This window comes from Paraburkholderia fungorum, from assembly GCF_900099835.1.
In the GTDB taxonomy this organism is placed as follows: Bacteria; Pseudomonadota; Gammaproteobacteria; order Burkholderiales; family Burkholderiaceae; genus Paraburkholderia; species Paraburkholderia fungorum_A.
Window position 1 is genome coordinate 179,970 of record NZ_FNKP01000002.1, and the last position, 19,020, is coordinate 198,989.

15 protein-coding genes are annotated in these 19,020 nt (G+C 63.1%); 6 read left to right on the forward strand and 9 right to left on the reverse strand.

Annotation, left to right across the window (positions count from 1 at the left end):
- Nucleotides 1-91 precede the first annotated feature (91 nt).
- From BLS41_RS17175 to BLS41_RS17195, 4 genes are all read right to left on the reverse strand, one after another.
- The gene (locus tag BLS41_RS17175) at nucleotides 92-916 is read right to left on the reverse strand and encodes an isocitrate lyase/PEP mutase family protein (protein WP_074766954.1); all 825 of its coding nucleotides are present in this window, start codon (nucleotides 914-916) and stop codon (nucleotides 92-94) included.
- 399 nt (nucleotides 917-1,315) lie between these two features.
- On the reverse strand, nucleotides 1,316-1,615 hold the full coding sequence (locus BLS41_RS17185; RefSeq protein WP_074766958.1) for a DUF4148 domain-containing protein: 300 nt from the start codon (nucleotides 1,613-1,615) through the stop codon (nucleotides 1,316-1,318).
- Between the two features lie 172 nt (nucleotides 1,616-1,787).
- Nucleotides 1,788-2,873 carry an aldose epimerase family protein gene (locus tag BLS41_RS17190; protein WP_074766960.1) on the reverse strand — a complete coding sequence of 362 codons (1,086 nt, stop codon included), beginning with the start codon at nucleotides 2,871-2,873 and terminating at the stop codon, nucleotides 1,788-1,790.
- A 33-nt stretch (nucleotides 2,874-2,906) separates the two neighbouring features.
- Nucleotides 2,907-4,157, reverse strand: coding sequence for a XylR family transcriptional regulator (locus BLS41_RS17195; protein ID WP_074766962.1), 1,251 nt, complete (start codon nucleotides 4,155-4,157; stop codon nucleotides 2,907-2,909).
- Between the two features lie 367 nt (nucleotides 4,158-4,524).
- Between BLS41_RS17195 and xylA the strand changes: the two genes are divergently transcribed.
- The 6 genes from xylA (at nucleotide 4,525) to BLS41_RS17225 (ending at nucleotide 12,936) form a co-directional block, all read left to right on the forward strand.
- Complete coding sequence (xylA, locus tag BLS41_RS17200; RefSeq protein WP_074766964.1) at nucleotides 4,525-5,847, forward strand: xylose isomerase; 1,323 nt, start codon at nucleotides 4,525-4,527, stop codon at nucleotides 5,845-5,847.
- Nucleotides 5,848-6,008: 161 nt separating this feature from the next.
- Entirely contained in the window at nucleotides 6,009-7,037 is a 1,029-nt protein-coding gene (xylF, locus tag BLS41_RS17205; protein WP_074766966.1) for a D-xylose ABC transporter substrate-binding protein, read from the forward strand.
- A 100-nt stretch (nucleotides 7,038-7,137) separates the two neighbouring features.
- A complete protein-coding gene (gene xylG, locus BLS41_RS17210) occupies nucleotides 7,138-8,697 on the forward strand; it encodes a D-xylose ABC transporter ATP-binding protein (RefSeq protein WP_074766968.1) in 1,560 nt (519 codons plus the stop codon).
- Nucleotides 8,694-9,893, forward strand: coding sequence for a sugar ABC transporter permease (locus tag BLS41_RS17215; protein ID WP_074766970.1), 1,200 nt, complete (start codon nucleotides 8,694-8,696; stop codon nucleotides 9,891-9,893). Before xylG ends, BLS41_RS17215 begins: the two co-directional genes overlap by 4 nt.
- Before the next feature lie 261 nt (nucleotides 9,894-10,154).
- The gene (locus tag BLS41_RS17220; protein WP_074766972.1) at nucleotides 10,155-12,425 is read left to right on the forward strand and encodes a xanthine dehydrogenase family protein molybdopterin-binding subunit; all 2,271 of its coding nucleotides are present in this window, start codon (nucleotides 10,155-10,157) and stop codon (nucleotides 12,423-12,425) included.
- Between the two features lie 49 nt (nucleotides 12,426-12,474).
- Nucleotides 12,475-12,936, forward strand: coding sequence for a (2Fe-2S)-binding protein (locus BLS41_RS17225; RefSeq protein WP_074766974.1), 462 nt, complete (start codon nucleotides 12,475-12,477; stop codon nucleotides 12,934-12,936).
- Between the two features lie 189 nt (nucleotides 12,937-13,125).
- On the opposite strand, the gene BLS41_RS17230 is transcribed toward BLS41_RS17225, so the two are convergent.
- Genes BLS41_RS17230 through BLS41_RS17250 form a run of 5 tightly spaced genes read right to left on the reverse strand, consistent with a single transcriptional unit; the run spans nucleotide 13,126 to nucleotide 18,736 of the window.
- Nucleotides 13,126-14,694: an efflux transporter outer membrane subunit gene (locus tag BLS41_RS17230; RefSeq protein ID WP_074766976.1), complete on the reverse strand. Its 1,569-nt coding sequence runs from the start codon at nucleotides 14,692-14,694 to the stop codon at nucleotides 13,126-13,128.
- On the reverse strand, nucleotides 14,691-15,731 hold the full coding sequence (locus BLS41_RS17235; protein ID WP_074766978.1) for an efflux RND transporter periplasmic adaptor subunit: 1,041 nt from the start codon (nucleotides 15,729-15,731) through the stop codon (nucleotides 14,691-14,693). The genes BLS41_RS17230 and BLS41_RS17235 overlap by 4 nt, the downstream gene beginning before the upstream one ends.
- Nucleotides 15,728-15,937: a DUF1656 domain-containing protein gene (locus BLS41_RS17240; protein WP_074766980.1), complete on the reverse strand. Its 210-nt coding sequence runs from the start codon at nucleotides 15,935-15,937 to the stop codon at nucleotides 15,728-15,730. Before BLS41_RS17240 ends, BLS41_RS17235 begins: the two co-directional genes overlap by 4 nt.
- A gap of 45 nt (nucleotides 15,938-15,982) precedes the next feature.
- Entirely contained in the window at nucleotides 15,983-18,085 is a 2,103-nt protein-coding gene (locus BLS41_RS17245; protein WP_074766982.1) for an FUSC family protein, read from the reverse strand.
- Between the two features lie 6 nt (nucleotides 18,086-18,091).
- A complete protein-coding gene (locus tag BLS41_RS17250; protein ID WP_074766984.1) occupies nucleotides 18,092-18,736 on the reverse strand; it encodes a MarR family winged helix-turn-helix transcriptional regulator in 645 nt (214 codons plus the stop codon).
- Nucleotides 18,737-19,020: the final 284 nt, after the last annotated feature.

Here is a 19,020-nt window from a genome sequence, read left to right on the forward strand (position 1 = left end):
CGTTTGCCGGTTTACTCGTCTCCGCTATGCCGGCACGTTTACGAAGATCCGCGCGTGTGCGCCGCGGCGAGTACTAAAAGGACACCGCTCCTCACGCGCGGTCCTTGAACAGATCGTTCAGTTGCGAGCCGGGTGCCGCGCTGTCGAAACCGTCGAAGCGGCCTTCGGCCAGCACTTTCGCAGCCTGTATGAAGCCGCCCCACGCCGCGCGGGCCAGCGCGCCGCCGACGCTGATCCGCCGTACGCCGAGCGCGGCCACGTCCTGCAACGTGAATGTCGATGACGAGCCGAGCAACAGGTTGACCGGCTTGGGCGCGACCGCCGCCACCACCGCCTCGATCTGCTCGCGGGTCTGGATGCCGGGCGCGTAGAGGCAATCGGCACCGGCTTCGGCATAGGCCTTGAGCCGCGCAATCGCGTCTTCCAGATCCGGGCGGCCGGCGACGAAATTCTCCGCCCGACCCACCAGCAACGTATCGCCGCCGGTTTCGTCGATCGCACGGCGTGCCGCGCCGAGCCGCGCAACCGCGACATCGATCGGGAAAAGCGGAGCGTCGGCGTCACCGGTCGAGTCTTCGATCGACAAACCCGCCACGCCGGTTCCGACTGCCAGCTTGACGCTTTCGGCGACCTCCGCAGGATCGCGGCCGAAGCCGTTCTCGAAGTCGGCATTGACCGGCAGGTCGGACGCTTCGACCAGCTCGCGCAGATGCGCGAGGATGGCTTCGCGGGGCAGCGAGTTGTCCGCGTGTCCGGTGGACCATGCAAAGCCCGAACTGGTAGTGGCGAGCGCCTTGAAGCCGAGGGAGTCCAGATAGCGGGCGCTGCCCGCATCCCACGGATTGGGCAGCACGAAACAACCGGCACGATGCAATTCACGGAAAGCGGCGCGTTTCTCGGCGGTGGTGCGGGACATGACGTGTCTCCTGGTATGGGCGGAGGCGAAGCTCCGCGTGGATCAGGCAACTGCGGTATTGACCACTGGGAAGTCTATTTTCGTATCGAACGCAATGGTTGATGAAAATCGCCGTCGTGTAATGCGCGTTCAGCGTGATGAATTCGACGATGTTCTCATCGAACCATTTTCGGGCGATTAAAAACCACCCGCGCGAGGAGGGAATTTTGCACTGTAAAAGAGTTGAACGAGCAGCAGCAGAGGGTGCAAAAAGAAGGGCTTAAAGCGGGGAGATACGTGAAAAGAGTCGTCAGAAAGCATGCCGAAAAACATGCTCCAAAAAATCAGAAGCGAGTGCAGGTCTGAAAACCCGCACTCGCCGCACCATCGCGAAACGATGAACTGTCGATCAACCGCCCGTTATTGAGCCGGACTTGCGGCGCCATTACCACCCGTTTGCGACGACCCGGTCGCCGTCGTCCCATAGCCGGTTGTATCCGCTTGTGCCGCGTTTTTCGCCGCGACGCGCGCTTCGGCTGCCTGGATGTCGGCGGGATAGACGGCATCCGTCGCGACAGCGGGCTTGTAGCCCACGTCTTCGAGTTGCTTTAACTGAGCCGTGACCTGTGCACGCGTGAGCGGCTGCTCCGATTGTGCAAACGACACCACCGGGGCCACGACAACGACAGCTAGCGCTACTGCTTTGATCAACGATTTCATGATGCTTCCCTCCGGGATTGTTTTGTCCGGCACTGCGACACTTTCCAGTACCTGTTTACGGAGTCTAGGAAGTGTGCGAGTTGGGGGAAACCATTGGTCAGCTAATTCAGTATTGCTTCAAACAGTAAGTCGGGGCGATGTAATGTGCGCTGTAAAAATACGACGAATCGCGTTAAACGCCTTTGCGCACGTCGACGCGGTAGGCCGTGACCTGGCGGTACGTATCGCCGGGACGCACGATCACCGCTTCCTGCCCGTCCATATTGATCTGATTCGGAAATCCGCCTGCTTCAAGGCACAAACCGGCATGTGTCTGGTACTTGATGCCGCCGCGTCCCGCGTCGCCGTTCAGGAAGTTACCGGAGTAAAACTGTAAGCCGCGCTGATCGGTGAGCACCGTCAATTCGCGGCCGCTGCCCGGATCGTAAGCGCGCGCGACTTCGCGCACCGATGGCGAGCTTTCCGCGCCCGTTGCACCGGACGCCTCGCGCAGCACATAACAATGATCGAAGCCGCCGGCTCGCGCGAGTTGCGAATGCGGCCAGTCGAGCCTCGCGCCGATTGGCGCGCTCTGCCGGAAATCGAAAGCGGTGCCCGTGACTTCGGCCAGGTTGCACGGGATCATCGTGGCGTCGACCTCGTAGAACCGGTCGGCGTCGATCGACAACATATGGCCGCGCACGTCCGCGCCCGGGCGCCCCGTCAGATTGAAGTACGCATGATTGGTCAGATTCAGCGGCGTCGCGGCGTCGGTGATCGCTTCGTATTCGATGGTCAGCGTGCCGTCGTCATCGAGCGAATAACGGACCTGGGTGGTCACGTTGCCCGGAAAACCCGCGTCGCCTTCGGGCGACTCCAGCCGCATCACCAACGCGCCGTTATCTTCGCTCACGTCCCACAGCGCACGATGAAAACCCACCGTGCCGCCGTGCAGCAGGTTGGTGCCTTCGTTGCGGTCGAGCGTGTATTCGATGCCGTCGAGCCGGAAGCGTGCATTGGCAATGCGGTTCGCCCAGCGGCCGATCAGGCCGCCTATGTAAGTGGTCGCCGCCACGTAGTCGGCGGGCGTGTCGTGGCCGAGCAGAATATCGCCGAGACGTCCCGCACGATCCGGCGCGTGCCATGAAACCAGCGTCGCGCCGAGGTCGCTGATGGCGACTTTCATCCCGTGCGCATTACGCAGCGTATAGAGGCGGACGCGATCGCCGCCATGCAATGTGCCCCACGGCTCGGAAGATAGTTGTGCGATGCTGATCATGTCGTCGGTGGGATTAAAAGAGAAAGGGCAGGCTTAACCGGGTGTGGGCGCTGCGGGTGTCGCGGGCGTTGTCGGCGTTGCAGCGGCGTTCGCGCGCTCCTGATATTCGCGCGGCGTACAACCCAGTTCGCGGCGAAATACCGCGTACATGTATTGCAGCGACGTGAAGCCGCAACGAATCGCCACTTCGGCACTCGACGCATCGCGCTTCGCGAGTAGCGCCTTCGCGACGTCGAGCTTATGGCGCAGGATTTCCTGATGCACGGTGCACTTGCGTTCGCGCCGGAAGTACTCTTCGAGCGATGAACGCGACACGCCCACGTAATCCGCTACCTGTTCGGTGCGAATGCCCTGACACGCGTACTGGCGGATGAAATGCCGCGCGCGCATCACATACGGACTCGTCAGCGGCTGATGCTGAGTCGATTCGAGCACGTTGATGCCGACCGGCGGCACCAGAATGCGCCGCCCCGGAAAGCGCGCGCCGTGCAGCATCTGATGCAGGATGTGCGCAGCGGTGCGGCCCATTTCGCCGGTCCCCTGAATCACCGACGAAACCGGAATACGGGTGAGCGTGCGCGTAAGCGGGTCGTTGTCGATGCCGATAATCGCGACTTCTTCCGGTACGGAAATGCCCGCCATCAAGCACGCCTGCAGCAGATGCCGCGCACGCGCGTCGGTCACCGCGATGATGCCGACGGGCTTGGGCAATTGCTGCAACCATGCGGTGAGCTGTTCAATTGCCTGGTTCCACGACGGCGCGCTGGTCGACAGGCCGCGATAGACCTCGGCGTCGATTTGCGCGGTGCTGCGTCCATCGGCGCGACGCAAGTGCGCGAACGCGAGTTCACGCTGTTGTGCCCAACGGTTTTCCTGCGCCTGCGGCAAGCTGTACAAAGCGAAATGTTCGAGACCCGCGCCGATCAGATGCGTATAGGCGAGTGAAACGAGCTTGCTGTTATCGGTGGCGATATAGGGTAAATCCGGGGGATAGTGCGCCGGATCCTCAAACGACGAACCCACCGCGACCACCGGCAAGCGGCAATCGCGCAGTGCTTCGCCCACGGCGGGATCGTCGAAATCCGCGATGATGCCGTCGCCGTCGAAACGCTCGATACCGGCCAGCCGGCAACGGAAATCTTCTTCGAGAAAAAGATCCCATGCCACGCGCGTCGACAGCAGGTAGTTGCCGATGCCGGCGATGATCTCGCGGTCGTAGACTTTGTTCGCGTTGAACAGCAGCGCGATCCGGTGGGTCGTCTGTGGAGTTGGCGGGCGGGTCATGGCGATGGGCGGCGCGCGGCGCGTACTGACAGTCAGTACAAACCCGAGCGCCTGTGTCTCCTGTTGGTGGCGCTTTACGCAGCACCGTTTTTTAAGCGTCCGGTTATTCTAGGCTGCGAATCGCGCGACGGGACGAAACAAACGCGCGGGCGGTAAGAAACATCAAGCGTGCTGCGCAATTTCGCAATTGCCTATGCATCTGGCAAGCGGCAGCATGGCGTCACCTTGTCGACCGGTACGATCTTTATCGCGCGAGTTGCGGTGCAGCATGGGACCGGCAGAAAGCGCTGAAGCGCGTCGACAGCTTTGCATGGGACGGCAGTAAGCGCTGAAGCGCTAACTCCCGTCGACATAAACGGAGACGCCCATGTCCTACTTCGAGCACATTCCCGAGATTCGTTACGAAGGTCCGCAATCGGATAACCCGCTTGCGTATCGTCATTACGACAAAAACAAACGGGTACTCGGCAAGACGCTCGAAGAACATTTGCGGATTGCCGTGTGCTACTGGCATACGTTCGTGTGGCCGGGTGTCGATATCTTCGGTCACGGAACCTTCACACGACCCTGGCAGCAACCCGGCGATGCGATGGAGCGCGCGCTGCAAAAAGCCGATGCCGCGTTCGAGTTCTTCTCGAAGCTCGGTGCACCGTTCTACACGTTTCACGATACCGATGTCGCGCCCGAAGGCACGAACCTGAGAGACTATAGCGAGAACTTCCTGCGCGTGACCGACTACCTCGATCGCAAGCAGCAGGAGACCGGCATAAAACTGCTATGGGGCACGGCTAATCTGTTTTCACATCCACGGTATGCGGCTGGCGCGGCGACCAGTCCCGACCCGGAAATTTTCGCGTACGCAGCGACCCAGGTGCGTCACGCACTCGAAGCGACACAACGGCTCGGCGGCGCGAATTATGTGTTGTGGGGCGGTCGCGAAGGTTACGACACGCTGCTCAATACCGACCTCGTGCGCGAGCGCAATCAACTCGCGCGCTTCCTGCATATGGTCGTCGAGCACGCGCACAAGATCGGCTTCAAAGGCTCGCTATTGATCGAGCCGAAACCGCAGGAACCGACCAAGCATCAATACGATTACGACGTCGCGAGTGTGCATGGCTTTCTATTGCAATACGGACTCGAGAAAGACATTCGGGTAAACATCGAAGCCAATCACGCGACACTTGCTGGACACTCCTTCCATCACGAAATTGCCACTGCTTATGCGCTGGGTATATTCGGAAGCGTCGATGCGAATCGCGGCGATCCGCAAAACGGCTGGGATACGGATCAATTCCCAAATAGTGTCGAAGAACTCACATTGGCTTTCTACGAGATTCTCCGGCACGGCGGGTTTACCACGGGCGGCATGAACTTCGATTCGAAAGTACGGCGCCAGAGCGTCGATCCGGAAGATCTGTTCTACGGCCATGTGGGTGCAATCGATAACCTCGCGCTAGCAGTCGAGCGCGCTGCGGTATTGATCGAAAGCGACCGGCTCGACCGGTTCAAACGTCAGCGATATGCGGGCTGGGATGCGGAGTTCGGCCGCCAGATCATGTCCGGCGACTATTCGTTGTCCACGCTCGCAACCGAAGCATTGGCGCGCGGTATCAGTCCGCAGCATGTCAGCGGTCAGCAGGAGCGGATGGAAAACATCGTGAATCAGGCTATTTATAGCGGACGCTGAGAACACGCAGCGTGCGTAATAAAAACGAAGCACCACAAGAAAGCACGCGGACACGTTGATCGCGTGAAACGAGAAGTTTGGGGTTGTCGCCTGTCCGGTTTGTGGCTTGATGCCCAGGCCGTCCAATCCGGTATTCCGGCTATTAGAAAATGGAGAGAGACATGAAATTTGCAAAACGTCGTGCCGTACTGAGTACTCTCGTGAGCGGTGCCGTGCTCGCGAGTCTGAGCCTTGCCGCGCCGCTCGCGCATGCGAGCAAGGACCATCCGGAAATTGGCTTCTGTATCGACGATCTGCGCGTCGAGCGCTGGTCGCGCGATCGTGACTATTTCGTCGCCGCAGCGGAAAAGCTCGGCGCGAAAGTGTCGGTGCAATCCGCCGATGCGAGCGAAGAGCGTCAGGTTTCGCAGATCGAGAACCTGATCTCGCGCGGCGTCGACGTGATCGTGATCGTGCCGTTCAATTCGAAAGCACTCGGCAATGTGGTCGCCGAAGCGAAGAAGGCGGGCATCAAGGTCGTGTCGTACGACCGCCTGATTCTCGACGCCGATGTCGACGCGTATATCTCGTTCGACAACGAAAAGGTCGGCGAAATGCAGGCACAAGGCGTGTACAACGTACAGCCGAAGGGCAACTACTTCCTGCTAGGCGGCGCACCGACCGACAACAACGCGAAGATGCTGCGCGCAGGCCAGTTGAAGATTCTGCAACCGGCTATCGACAAGGGCGACATCAAGGTGGTCGGCCAGCAGTGGGTGCCTGAATGGAGCGCATCGACGGCGCTGCGCATCGCCGAAGATGCACTGACCGCGAACAACAACAAGATCGACGCAATCGTCGCGTCGAACGACGGCACGGCGGGCGGCGCGATCCAGGCGCTGGCCGCGCAGCATCTGGCGGGCAAGGTGCCGGTTTCGGGTCAGGACGCGGATCTCGCGGCCGTCAAGCGCGTGATCGCCGGAACCCAGACGATGACCGTGTACAAGCCGCTGAAGCTGATCGCCGGCGAAGCGGCGAAACTCTCGGTGGCGCTTGCCAAGGGCGAAAAGCCTAACTTCAATGCGCAATACGACAACGGCAAGAAGAAGGTCGACACGGTGCTGCTGCAACCTACGTTGCTGACCAAGGCCAACGCCGATATCGTCGTCAAGGACGGTTTCTACACCCAGGCCCAGCTCGCGAGCCAGTAACCGTAACGCGCGTGCGATCAGCCGCGATACGCACGACGCGTATCGCGGCATATTGCGATCTGTCGCGATCGATCGCGCGCCTTGCAGCGAGGCACTTCGAATGACGCAACCTCTGTTGACGATGCGCGGCATCGTCAAAACTTTTTCAGGCGTGAAAGCGCTCGACGGTATCGACCTGACGGTCGCGCCGGGCGAGTGCGTCGGTTTATGCGGCGAGAACGGCGCAGGCAAATCGACGTTGATGAAAGTGCTGTCCGGCGTGTATCCACACGGTACCTGGGATGGCGAAATAACCTGGGAAGGCGAAACATTAAAAGCCACCAGCGTGCGCGACACCGAGCGTGCCGGGATCATCATCATTCACCAGGAATTGATGCTGGTGCCGGAGTTGTCGGTCGCGGAGAACATTTTTCTCGGCAATGAAATCACGCTGCCGGGCGGCCGGATGAATTACGCCGCGATGTATCAGCGCGCCGACGAATTGCTGCGCGAACTCGGTATCAGCGGCATCAATGCCGCGCAGCCGGTGATGAACTACGGCGGCGGTCATCAGCAGTTGATCGAGATCGCCAAAGCGCTCAACAAGCGCGCCAAACTGCTGATTCTCGATGAGCCGTCGTCGTCGCTGACGTCGTCGGAGATCGCCATTCTGCTGGACATCGTGCGCGATCTGAAGCGGCGCGGCGTGGCGTGCGTGTATATCTCGCACAAGCTCGACGAAGTGGCCGCCGTGTGCGACACGATCAGCGTGATTCGCGACGGCCGGCATGTCGCGACCGAACCCATGCACTCGCTCACAACCGACCGCATCATCTCGCTGATGGTGGGCCGCGAAATCAAGAACCTGTTCCCACGTGAGCCGCATCCGATCGGCGACGTGATCTTCGAAGCGCGCAACGTCACCTGTTTCGACGTCACCAATCCGCGCCGCAAACGCGTGAACGATGTGTCGTTTTCGCTGCGGCGCGGCGAGATTCTGGGTGTCGCCGGTCTGGTCGGCGCGGGTCGCACGGAACTGATGCAGGCGATCTTCGGCGCGTATCCCGGCGTGAGCGAAGCGACGGTCGTGCTGGAAGGCAAGCCGCAAAAAATTCGCGCGCCGATCGACGCGATTCGCGCGGGCATCGGCATGGTGCCGGAAGATCGCAAACGTCATGGCATCGTGCCGGGCCTCAGCGTCGGGCACAACATCACGCTGGCGGTATTGCAACGCTTTGCGAAAGGTGGACGGATCGATTCCGCCGCCGAACTCGACACGATTCACACGGAAATGAAGCGGCTGTCGGTGCGTGCCGCAACACCGATGCTGTCGATTGCGAGCCTGTCGGGCGGCAATCAGCAGAAGGCCGTGCTGACCCGCATGCTGCTGACCGATCCGAAGGTGCTGATCCTCGACGAACCCACACGCGGCGTCGATGTCGGCGCAAAGTATGAAATCTACAAACTGATTTTCCAGCTGGCACAGCGCGGCATGTCGATCGTGATGGTGTCGTCCGAATTGCCCGAAGTGCTCGGCATCAGCGATCGCGTGCTGGTGATCGGCGAGGGCGAATTGCGCGGCGACTTCGCCAACGACGGCCTCACGCAAGAGGACATTCTCAGCGCCGCGATCCGCCCCGTGCAGCCATTCCCGAACCCAACCGCAGCGAGTGCCGCATGACCCCCGACGTTACTACCCAACGCGCCGACGCGACTGCTCCCCGAGGTGCATTCGGCAGTTCGCAGCGCATCCAGCAACTGTTCGCGCGCTACAAGATTCTCGCGCTCTTGATCGCCGTGGCCGTGATCTGGATTTTCTTTTCCGCGCTGACGCATGGCGCGTTCGTCACGCCGCGCAATCTGTCGAACCTGCTGCGGCAAATGTCGATCACCGGCATGCTCGCTTGCGGCATGGTGTTCGTGATCATCGCGGGCGAAATCGATCTCTCCGTCGGCTCGCTGCTCGGTCTGCTCGGCGGCGTCGCGGCGATTCTCGATGTGAACCGGCACTGGCCGATCGGCGTCACGGTGCCTGTCGTGATGCTGCTCGGCGTGCTGGTCGGCATGTTCAACGGATGGTGGTCGACCTACCGCCGCGTGCCGTCGTTCATCGTCGGGCTCGGCGGCATGCTCGCGTATCGCGGCATTCTGCTCGGCGTGACCGGCGGTTCGACGATCGCACCGGTCTCGGACGATTTCGTATTCATCGGACAAGGCTACCTGCCGCGTCTCGCGGGCGATTCGCTGGCGGTCGTGCTGTTCCTGCTGCTCGCGTTCCTGACGGTACGTCAGCGGCAAAACCGCGAGCGTTATCAATTGCGCGTGGTGCCGGTCTGGCAGGACGTCGCGAAAGTGGTCGGCGCGGGCGCGATTCTGGCGGGCTTCGTCGCGACCCTTGACCGTTACGGCGGCATTCCCGTGCCGGTTCTGCTGCTGCTCGCACTGCTCGGCATTTTCACGTGGATCGCGACGCAAACCGTGTTCGGCCGCCGCATTTACGCGGTCGGTTCCAATCTCGAAGCGACGCGTCTGTCCGGCGTCAACACGAACCGCGTGAAGCTCGCGATCTTCGCGCTGATGGGTTTGATGTGTGCGTTCGCCGGGATCATCAACACGGCGCGGCTCGCGGCCGGCTCGCCGTCGGCGGGATCGATGGGCGAACTCGATGCCATCGCCGCGTGCTTTATCGGCGGAACCTCGATGCGGGGCGGCTCCGGCACCGTGTACGGCGCGCTGATCGGCGCGCTGGTGATGGCGAGCCTCGACAACGGCATGTCGATGCTCGACGTCGACGCGTACTGGCAGATGATCGTGAAGGGCGGCATTCTCGTGCTGGCCGTGTGGATCGACGTCGTGTCGGGCTCGAACCGCCGCTGATCGAATGAAGCAAACGACGGTGCGTCGGCACGAAACCGGGGCCGACGCACCGCGCGATTTAATGAAACGCCCCGCGATTTAAGTCCTTCCGCACCAATCGCCTCATCCCCCGTCCCAAGCCCGCTCGGCCTGAGCGCGCGAATTTAAGTCTCCCGCGCCTTCAGCCGTCTTATTACCATTCCGAAGAAACAGCGCGACGCAATTCATTGCGCGCGCCTGGCACAGCTTTCCTGCTCTCGCGAAAGCGGATCGAGTCACGTCATGTTGAAGCGCAGAACTTTCCTGCTCGGCGGCGCCGGCGCTTTAGGCGCGCTGCTGGTCGGCTGGTCGGTGCTGCCGCCGGGTCAGCGTTTGACCACCTCGACGCCGCTGCCCGCAGAGGGCACGCAGGCCGCGCTGAACGGCTGGGTCAAGATCGCCGCCGACAACAGCGTGACGATCATGATGTGCAAGGCGGAAATGGGGCAGGGCATTCACACGGGGCTCGCCATGCTGCTCGCCGAGGAACTCGACGCGGACTGGTCGCAGGTGCGCGTCGAAGATTCGCCGATCGACAATATCTACAACAGCGTGCAGAGCATTATCGACGACCTGCCGTTTCGTCCCGACGACGACAGCCTGGTCAAGCGCACGACGGTCTGGTTCACCCGCAAAGCCGTGCGCGAGGCGGGCACGATGATGACCGGCGGGTCGTCGAGCATCAACGATCTGTGGACGCCGATGCGCGAAGCCGGCGCGTCGGCGCGCGCGATGCTGATCGGCGCGGCGGCCGAGCAATGGCACGTACGCGCCGACGAATGCCGCGCCGAAAGCGGCCACGTATTGCATACGTCGGGCCACAAGGCGAGCTTCGGCGAGTTGTCGTCGATGGCCGCGCAACAGCCGCTGCCGCGCCACGTCACGCTGAAGAATCCCGCCGATTTCAAGCTGATCGGCAAGCCGGTGCGCCGCCTCGAAGCGGCGTCGAAGATCAACGGCACGGCGCGTTTCGGCATCGACGTGCTGCCCGATGGGCTGCTGTATGCGAGCGTCGTGATGTGCCCGACCTTGGGCGGCTCGGTCGCGCATTTCGACGCAATACCGGCTGCCGCGCTGCCGGGTTTCATCAAGGCGTTCGCCGTGCCGCCGTTCGGTGGCGGAACGGGCGGCGTCGCGGTCATCGCGGACAACCCGTTTCGCGCGATGAACGCCGTCAGCGCGATCAACGTGGAGTGGGCGAACGGCGCGGCGTCGGCGGTATCGAGCGCGGACGTGGATCAGCGGCTCACCAGGGCGCTCGACGAAAGCGACGGTCACGCGTACTTTCATCGCGGCAATGTCGAGGCCGCGATGACCGGCGCGGCGCGTACCGTCACCGCCGACTACCACGCGCCGTACCTCGCGCATGGCGCGGTCGAGCCGGTCAATTGCACGGTGCAGGTCGCGGACGGCGCGGCGACGGTCTGGGTGTCGACGCAAGTGCCCGCGCTCGCGCGTCAGCATGTGGCGAAGGCGCTGGACATCGACGCCGATAAGGTCGACGTGCAAACGCAATTGTTGGGCGGTGCGTTCGGGCGTCGGCTGGAACTCGATTTCATCGCGCAGGCGGCGGTGATTGCGCGCGAGGGCGGCGGCCGTCCGGTGCAGACCATCTGGTCGCGGGCGCAGGATTTTACCCACGACTTTTACCGTCCGGCCTGCGTGTCGAGGCTGACGGCGGGGTTCGATGCGGGCGGCAGGCTGGTTGCGTGGCGCAGCACGTCGGCGAGTCAGGCGATCGTGCCGGAAGCGCTCGCCCGCTATTACGGCGTGCCGCGCATTCCGATCGACAAAACCACCTGCGAAGGCGCATTCGATCAACCGTACGAATGGCCTGCCGCGCGGGTTGCGCACAAGATCGTCGAGTTGCCGGTGCCGGTCGGTTTCTGGCGCTCGGTCGGCCATTCGCACCAGGCGTTTTTCACCGAGAGTTTCACTGATGAACTCGCCGTCGCGACCGGCCAGGACCCGATTGCGTTTCGCGTGGCGCTGCTCGCGCAGCATCCGCGGCATGTGGCGGTGTTAAAGCGTGTTGCTGCGCTGTCGGGCTGGGGGCATCCGTTGACGCATGCCGCCGACGGCGCTCCGCGAGCGCGCGGTGTTGCGCTGCACGAGGCGTTCGGCAGCGTCGTCGCGCAGGTGGCGGAAGTGTCGATCGGGCCGGATAAGAAGATTCGCGTGCACCGGGTCGTGTGCGTGATCGATTGCGGTTTGCCGGTGAATCCGAACCTGATCCGGCAGCAGATGGAGAGCGGGATCGTGTTCGGTCTTTCGACCGCGCTGCAGGATGAAATCACGATTGTCGGCGGCCAGGTGCAGCAGAAAAACTTCGTGGATTTCCCGGTCGTGCGCATGAACGATTGTCCGGTGATCGAAACCGACATCATGCCGAGTCAGATGCATCCGCAGGGTGTCGGCGAACCGGGCGTGCCGCCGGTTGCGCCAGCGGTTGCGAACGCGGTATTCGCGCTGACGGGCAAGCGCTTGCGCAGCTTGCCGCTGAAGCTTGCATAAGCGCTGGAAGATTCAAGGCGACTGAAAAATAGCCACTCAGGAGACAAGCATGGGATCGCTCAATATCAACGGACGGGCCGTCGCCGTGCAGGCCGACCCGGACATGCCGCTGTTATGGGTGCTGCGTTGCGACCTCGGCATGACCGGCACCAAGTTCGGCTGCGGCGTGGGGATTTGCGGCGCGTGCACGATTCATCTGGACGGCGCCGCGTGCCTCGCCTGTCAGACGCTGATGTCGAGCCTGCATACGCAGAAGATCACAACAATCGAAGGCGTACAGGGCCCTGAAGCACAGGCGCTCAAAGCCGCGTGGATCGACCTCGACGTGGTGCAGTGCGGCTATTGCCAGAGCGCTCAACTGATGGCGGCGAGCGCGCTGCTCAAACAAAAACCGCATCCCACTGACGCGGATATCGACGCGGCCATGAGCCATATTGTGTGCCGTTGCGGCACGTATCCGCGAGTGCGGGCGGCGATTCACCAGGCGGCGGGGAGTCGGCCTCCCGGCTAAACCCGCTCAATTCGCCAGCATTTCCACGACAGCAACCACCGCTGTGAAGATGCCGATGCAGCCACCCAAAGAAACTACGCCGCGCATGAAATCCGACATACGTGCCCCCGAAAGTGCGTGATTGGTGGCTCGTATTTAATCGGAATTGAAAGCTAAAAGAAAGCTTTTCAAAAACAATTTGTCGGCCAGTCAGGGCGCTTTTGCGGGTGTCGCGGCTGCTGTGGTTGGCGCGGTTGGCGGTGTTGTCGGCGGCGACGAAATTGAAGCCGAAGCCGGAACACTCTTCGCGGAGGCCGCCGCCGCACCTTGCGCATCCGTCTCCCAGCCGCCGCCCAGCGCGAGGAACAGATTCACCTGATCGACCGCCACCTGGCCTTCCGCCGCTGCCACTTGCGATTTCGCCGACGTCAGCGTGCGCGTCGCGTCCAGATCCGAGATGAACGACTCGCGTCCCGCCAGATACAGCCGGTGCGTTTCATCCGCCGATTCACTCGCCGACTTCACCGCCGCGCGCAGCGACTCGGCGCGCGCATAGTCGGATGCGTAAGTGGCGAGATTGGTTTCGGTTTCGCGCAGTGCGGTCAACACCACGCCGTCGAACTTGGCGAGCGCAACGTTGCTCGACGCCTCCGCCTCGCGCACGCGGCCGCGCGCGCCGTTGGTCGGGAAATTCCAGTTGAGCAGCGGACCGAACGCCCAGCGCGCGGTCGGCAAGGTCGGGATGTCTTCGAGAATCCCCGTATATCCCGCCGATGCCCCGAAGCTGATGGTCGGATACAGCGCGCCAGTCGCCACGCCAATGCGTGCCGTCGACGCCGCCAGTTGGCGCTCGGCCTCGCGCACGTCCGGACGGCGCTTGAGCAGCCCGGCACCGTCGCCGACCGGAATCGGCTGATGAATTTGCGGCAGCCGGTCGCAAGCCAGCACGGCCGGCGGCAGGCTCGACGGCGCGCGTGCGAGCAGCGCGGCGAGCCGGTATTGCGCGATCTTGCGGCGTGCCGTGTAGCGCGGAATATCGGCGGTCAACGTATCGACCTGAGTCTGGCCGCGCGTCACGTCGGGCTGATTGCCACGGCCCGCATCCCGCAGACGGCGCGACACATCCACGCGCTGCTTCTGCAACGCGAGCGATTGCTGCGCGATCCGCAGTTCTTCGGCAGCCGAACATTCCTCGACGTAAGAGCGCACCACGTCCGCGACCACGGTGATTCGCGCGAGATCGCCCGCGGCCTGGACCGATTCGGTGTCCGCCTGCGCCGCTTCTACGCCGCGCCGCAGCTTGCCGAACAGATCGAATTCGTACGAGATGCTGATGCCGAAGTTGCCTTCGTTGGCGACCGGCAGCTTCTCGAACAACAGGTATTGTTCCGCCGATTCCTGCGCGCGCTCGACCGCCGCCGACGCGCTGCCGGAAAAGCCGCCCTGCGCCTGCGCAACACCCAGCGCCTCACGCGAGCGCGCGAGATTCGCGGCGGCGACGCGCAGGTCGGTGTTCGATTGCAGCGCCTCGTCGACGAGACTGTTCAGCACCGGATCGTCGTACATCTTCCACCAGACGGCCGGCACGTTCGCGTGCGAAGTCAGCGCGGTGTCGGCGCCGTCGATCGGGCCGTTGGCGAGCGGCGCGTTGATCAGCGCCTGCTGCGGCAGCGCGTAGTTCGGGCCGACGGTCGTGCAGCCGTTCAGCGCAACAGCCAGCGGCAAAAGTGGCAGAAGCGGCAGCCACGGCAATGAGGGCAGGGAGCGCGACAGCTTCATTGCGATGCGCCCGAAGTAACGGTAGCTGCCGAAGCAGGCTGCGCGGAGGAGGCCGAAGGCGTCACCGGGCTAGCCGAAGCCGAACCTGCTGACGAACCCGAAGCAGCAGCCGACGCCCCCGACGCATCCACGGTCCCCAACGCCTCCGGCGTCGCCCGCCGTTTCACCGGCGACAGATCCCGCACCGACACCGTCGCCGTGCGTCCGGCGATCATCCGGAAGTCGGCCGGCACTTCGTCGAGCGCGACCCGCACCGGAATCCGTTGCGCGAGCCGCACCCAGCTGAACGCCGGATTCACGTTCGGCAGCAGATTCGTGCCCTGCGTCCGATCACGGTCTTCGATACCGGCGACGATGCTCTGCACGTGCCCGCGCAGCGGCGTCGGCTCGCCCATCACCGAGATATCGACCGGCTGGCCGATGTCGATGCCGCGCAACTTGGTTTCCTCGAAATACCCATCGACGCGGAACGAATGCATGTCCACCACCGCGACCACCGCGCGTCCCGCCGACACGAATTCGCCCGCACGCGGCGCGCGATCGTTCAGATAGCCGTCGACCGGACTCATGATCGTCGCGCGCTGCAGGTTCAGTTTCGCGGTGTCGATCGCGACGTTTGCGTCGGCGAGCGCGGCTTCACCGGCTTCGACGCGCGAGCGGCTTTCTTCCGCGACTTCGGCGGCGACCAGGTTGCCGAGCTTGCGGTTACGCGCATCTTCGCGGCGCGCCTGATCGAGCGTCGCGCGACGCTGCTGCGCGGTGGCCTGCGCCTGGCGCAGCGCCAGCGTGTAGCGCGCCTGATCGATGACGAACAGCACCTGGCCCTGCCTGACCTGCTGATTGTCGACCACTTCGACCGACGAGATCAGCCCCGAGATATCCGGCGCGACCTGGATGACGTCGGCTCGGACGTGTCCGTCGCGGGTCCACGGCGCGAACATGTAATAGGCGACCAGCTTCCACAGCACGAGGGCTGCCACCACGACGACGATCAGCGTCAGCAGAATCTGACCGAGAGAGAACCAGGTTTTTTTCACGTTATTAGTCTGTGCGAAACAACAACGACAAGGCCCAGCACCAGCACATAGATGCCGAGATCGAAGATGGAGCGATGCCAGACGAGCCGGTAGAAACCGACGCGCGCCAGCACCGTGCGGATAACCAGGTTGATCAGATAGGCGATCAGCATCAGCACGAGAATGGCCGGTACGAACACGCCGAAGATATCGATTTCACCGATCATCGCGATAACTGGAAAAGAGGGGGGAACGGGGGCGGGTTGCGTGCATCAGGCAGCGGCCTCCGGTTCGGGCGGCGTCGGTTTTACCAGCGTGGCCGGAAACAGCGAAAGACGCAAGCCGACCAGCGCATGCAGCGCCTCGCGCAACAGCCGCGCCGAGGTGGGCGACGTCGCGGTCGGCGCGGCGGCGTTGGCGAGCCCTTGCGAGACGACGCGCGCGAGCGCGGTGTCGATTGACGTCATCAAACTTTCCGGCACTGTGACACGCTTGCGGTCGTTGACGCAGTCTTCGTAGTAAATACGCACTCCATCCAGCACGTTGGCGATCGCGGCCGGCGATTCGCCGCCGAGCTTGCGGGTCAGTCGCCGCAGATCGAGCGCATTGAAGGCAATGCGCAGATCGCGAAAGCTTTCGATCGACGGATGCCGGTGGTCGTCGGTGGCGGCAAGGCGCGGGATCAGCTGCATCAGGCGGTCGAGCATGCGCGCGGCCAGATTGCGCGGATCTTCGATCGGCGACGTCGAGGCCGTGAGCGCCACGTCCGCCCAGCTGGAGCGCAACAGACGCGACGCCGCGAGTTCTGCGCCGAACGGGCGCGTCACACGGGTCCACAGATACGCGTACAGCAACCCGGCCAGGCCCGCGAGATTGCTGTTCATGAACACGAGGAAGTTGGCGTCGTACGCGTCCTGAATGCTGATGAAGGTGGCGGTGTTCACCGCGACCAGCACCGTCGCCATGTTGAACTGCGGACGCGGAATCAGCGTGCCGACCAGGATAAACGGCGCGGCGAACAGGATCACCAGCATCGGGAAGTCGTGCACGTGCGGCAGCACCGCAAACAGATAGATACCCGCCGCGACCACGCTGATGCCGGTCGCGAGGAAAAAGCGCATCACCATCGGCGCGGGTTCGTCGAGCGCGGCGAAGAAGCAGACGGCCACGGCGGCCAGCGTCACCGCGCCCGCGCCGTCGTTCCAGCCGGAGCTGATCCAGATGCTGCACGCGAGTATCACCGCCGCCGCCGCCGAGCCGGTCGAGAACAGCATGATGCCGCGATCGTAGAAACGTTCGGTACCGCCCAGCCGCCAATGACGGAAATGCGGCCGCCACGAACCCTCTTCGCGCGTGATGATGACGCGCAGCGAGCGGCAGTCCTGCCACACGTCGATCACCTGTCTCATGCGCCACAGCGCGTTCGACAGGAGCGCGCCGTCCCAACTGGTCAGCGCGGCGGCGGGCGGCTTCATCGCCGCGATGCGGGCGCGCAATGCGTTGGCGGTTTCGTCGGCGTGATAGCCCTGACTGGGCGCGGGCAGCGGCTGCCCGAACCACTTGATCACATCGTTGAGCAGCGCTTCGAGACCTTCCGGCCAGGTCTGCCGGCCGCTGTTGTACAGCGCCACCAGCGGATCGGCGAGCGACGACATGATTGGCAGAAACAGCTGCATGCGCCCGCGCAATTCGTGCGCGCGCCCCACTACGTCGGGTCGCGTGTGGTCGTAGGCGAGCTGGCTCAGCAGCAGCTCCAGACCGTTGATGATGCCCGCCAGCCGTTGCCGTGCACCGGAAATCGCCGAGCCGGCGATCCGGCCGGACAGCGTTTCGGTCGCGTAGAACGCGGCGTCGCGAAACCACGCATCGGTCCGCTCGATGATGGTCGGCGCCAGCCGGCTCGGCAACAGCACACTCCCCACCACGCTCGCGCACACGATGCCGACCAGAATTTCTTCGGTACGGCTGACGGCGAGATCGAACACGCCGGCCGGATTGGTGACCGACGGCAGCGCGATGATCGGCATCGTGTAGCCGGCCAGCATGAACACGTAACTCCGCGCGGTGCGGTCCGACACGGCCAGATAGAGCAGCGTGCCGGTCCACAGCGCGACGATTACGCTGAACAGATACGGCGATTCGACAAACGGCGGCACCAGCAACACCGCCGCCGATGCGCCGAGGGCGGTACCCAGCGCCCGGTACAGCGCCTTCGAGCGGGTCGCGCCGACAAACGGATTCGATACGATGTAGACGGTGGCCATCGCCCAATACGGACGTGGCAGCTCGAAATAGAGGCCGATGTAGAGCGCGATCATCGCCGCAGCGAAGGTCTTGACGGAGAACAGCCAGTCGCGAAGGGTGGGATAGACCATAAACCGTTACGCCGGATCGTCGGCGTCTTGCGGCGCCGCTTTGTCTGCGTCGCGTTGATTGTTTCGCGCTTTGGCGGCTCGTGTGATTTTGGCGGGGGATTTGCGTTCAGTGCGCTCCGTGCGCCGGTCATGCGTCTGACTGCGTGGCTGACGTGGCTCGCGTTCTACGCTGCCCGGATCGGCACGGCCAGTATCGGCACGGCCAGTCTCGGCATGGTCGGCGGGGTCTGCGGTGAACGCCGCCAGCACGCGCAGCGCCGCTTCGAGATCGCTACGCGACACGTCTTTCAAAGCTTGCGCGCGCAGCGTGACGAGTTCTTCTTCCATTTTCGCGGTGACGGCGCGGCCTTCGTCGGTCAGCGCCACGGTTTTCGCGCGACGGTCTTCGGGATCTTCGTCGCGACGCATCAGGCCGGCCGCGCACAACTGATCGAGCAGACGCACGAGCGACGGCCCCTCGATGCCGACGTGATCGGCCAGCGTGACCTGACGCACCGCCGAGCCGAGTCGGCTGGCGGTGAGCAGCGGGGTGGCGCACGCTTCTGACACATTGAAAGCCGCCAGCACGCCATGGCTCGTGCGCCGCCATTTTCTGGCAGCGACGACCAGGGTGCTGCTGACAGTCCGGCGCAGGGTATCGAGGTTCGGCATGGCCGGTATTGTATTTCCAAAAGATTCGTTAGCAAGCTATTGAATTGCAAATTTTTGTGTGACGGCGACGGGATGCGGCGGGAACGCAACAACGGCATTCAGATGGACAAGACGTCGCACGCATGACAAGCCGGCGGCCGCATGCGTATTGAATTACGCGACTTTGGGGATCGACGGGATTTGGAAGGCAGTGTGACTGCGGAATTTGACAGCGCGACGTGTGTCACGCGCGAAGTGATGAGCAACGCAAAGCTGGGCGCCGTCAATGATGCAACTAACTGTCA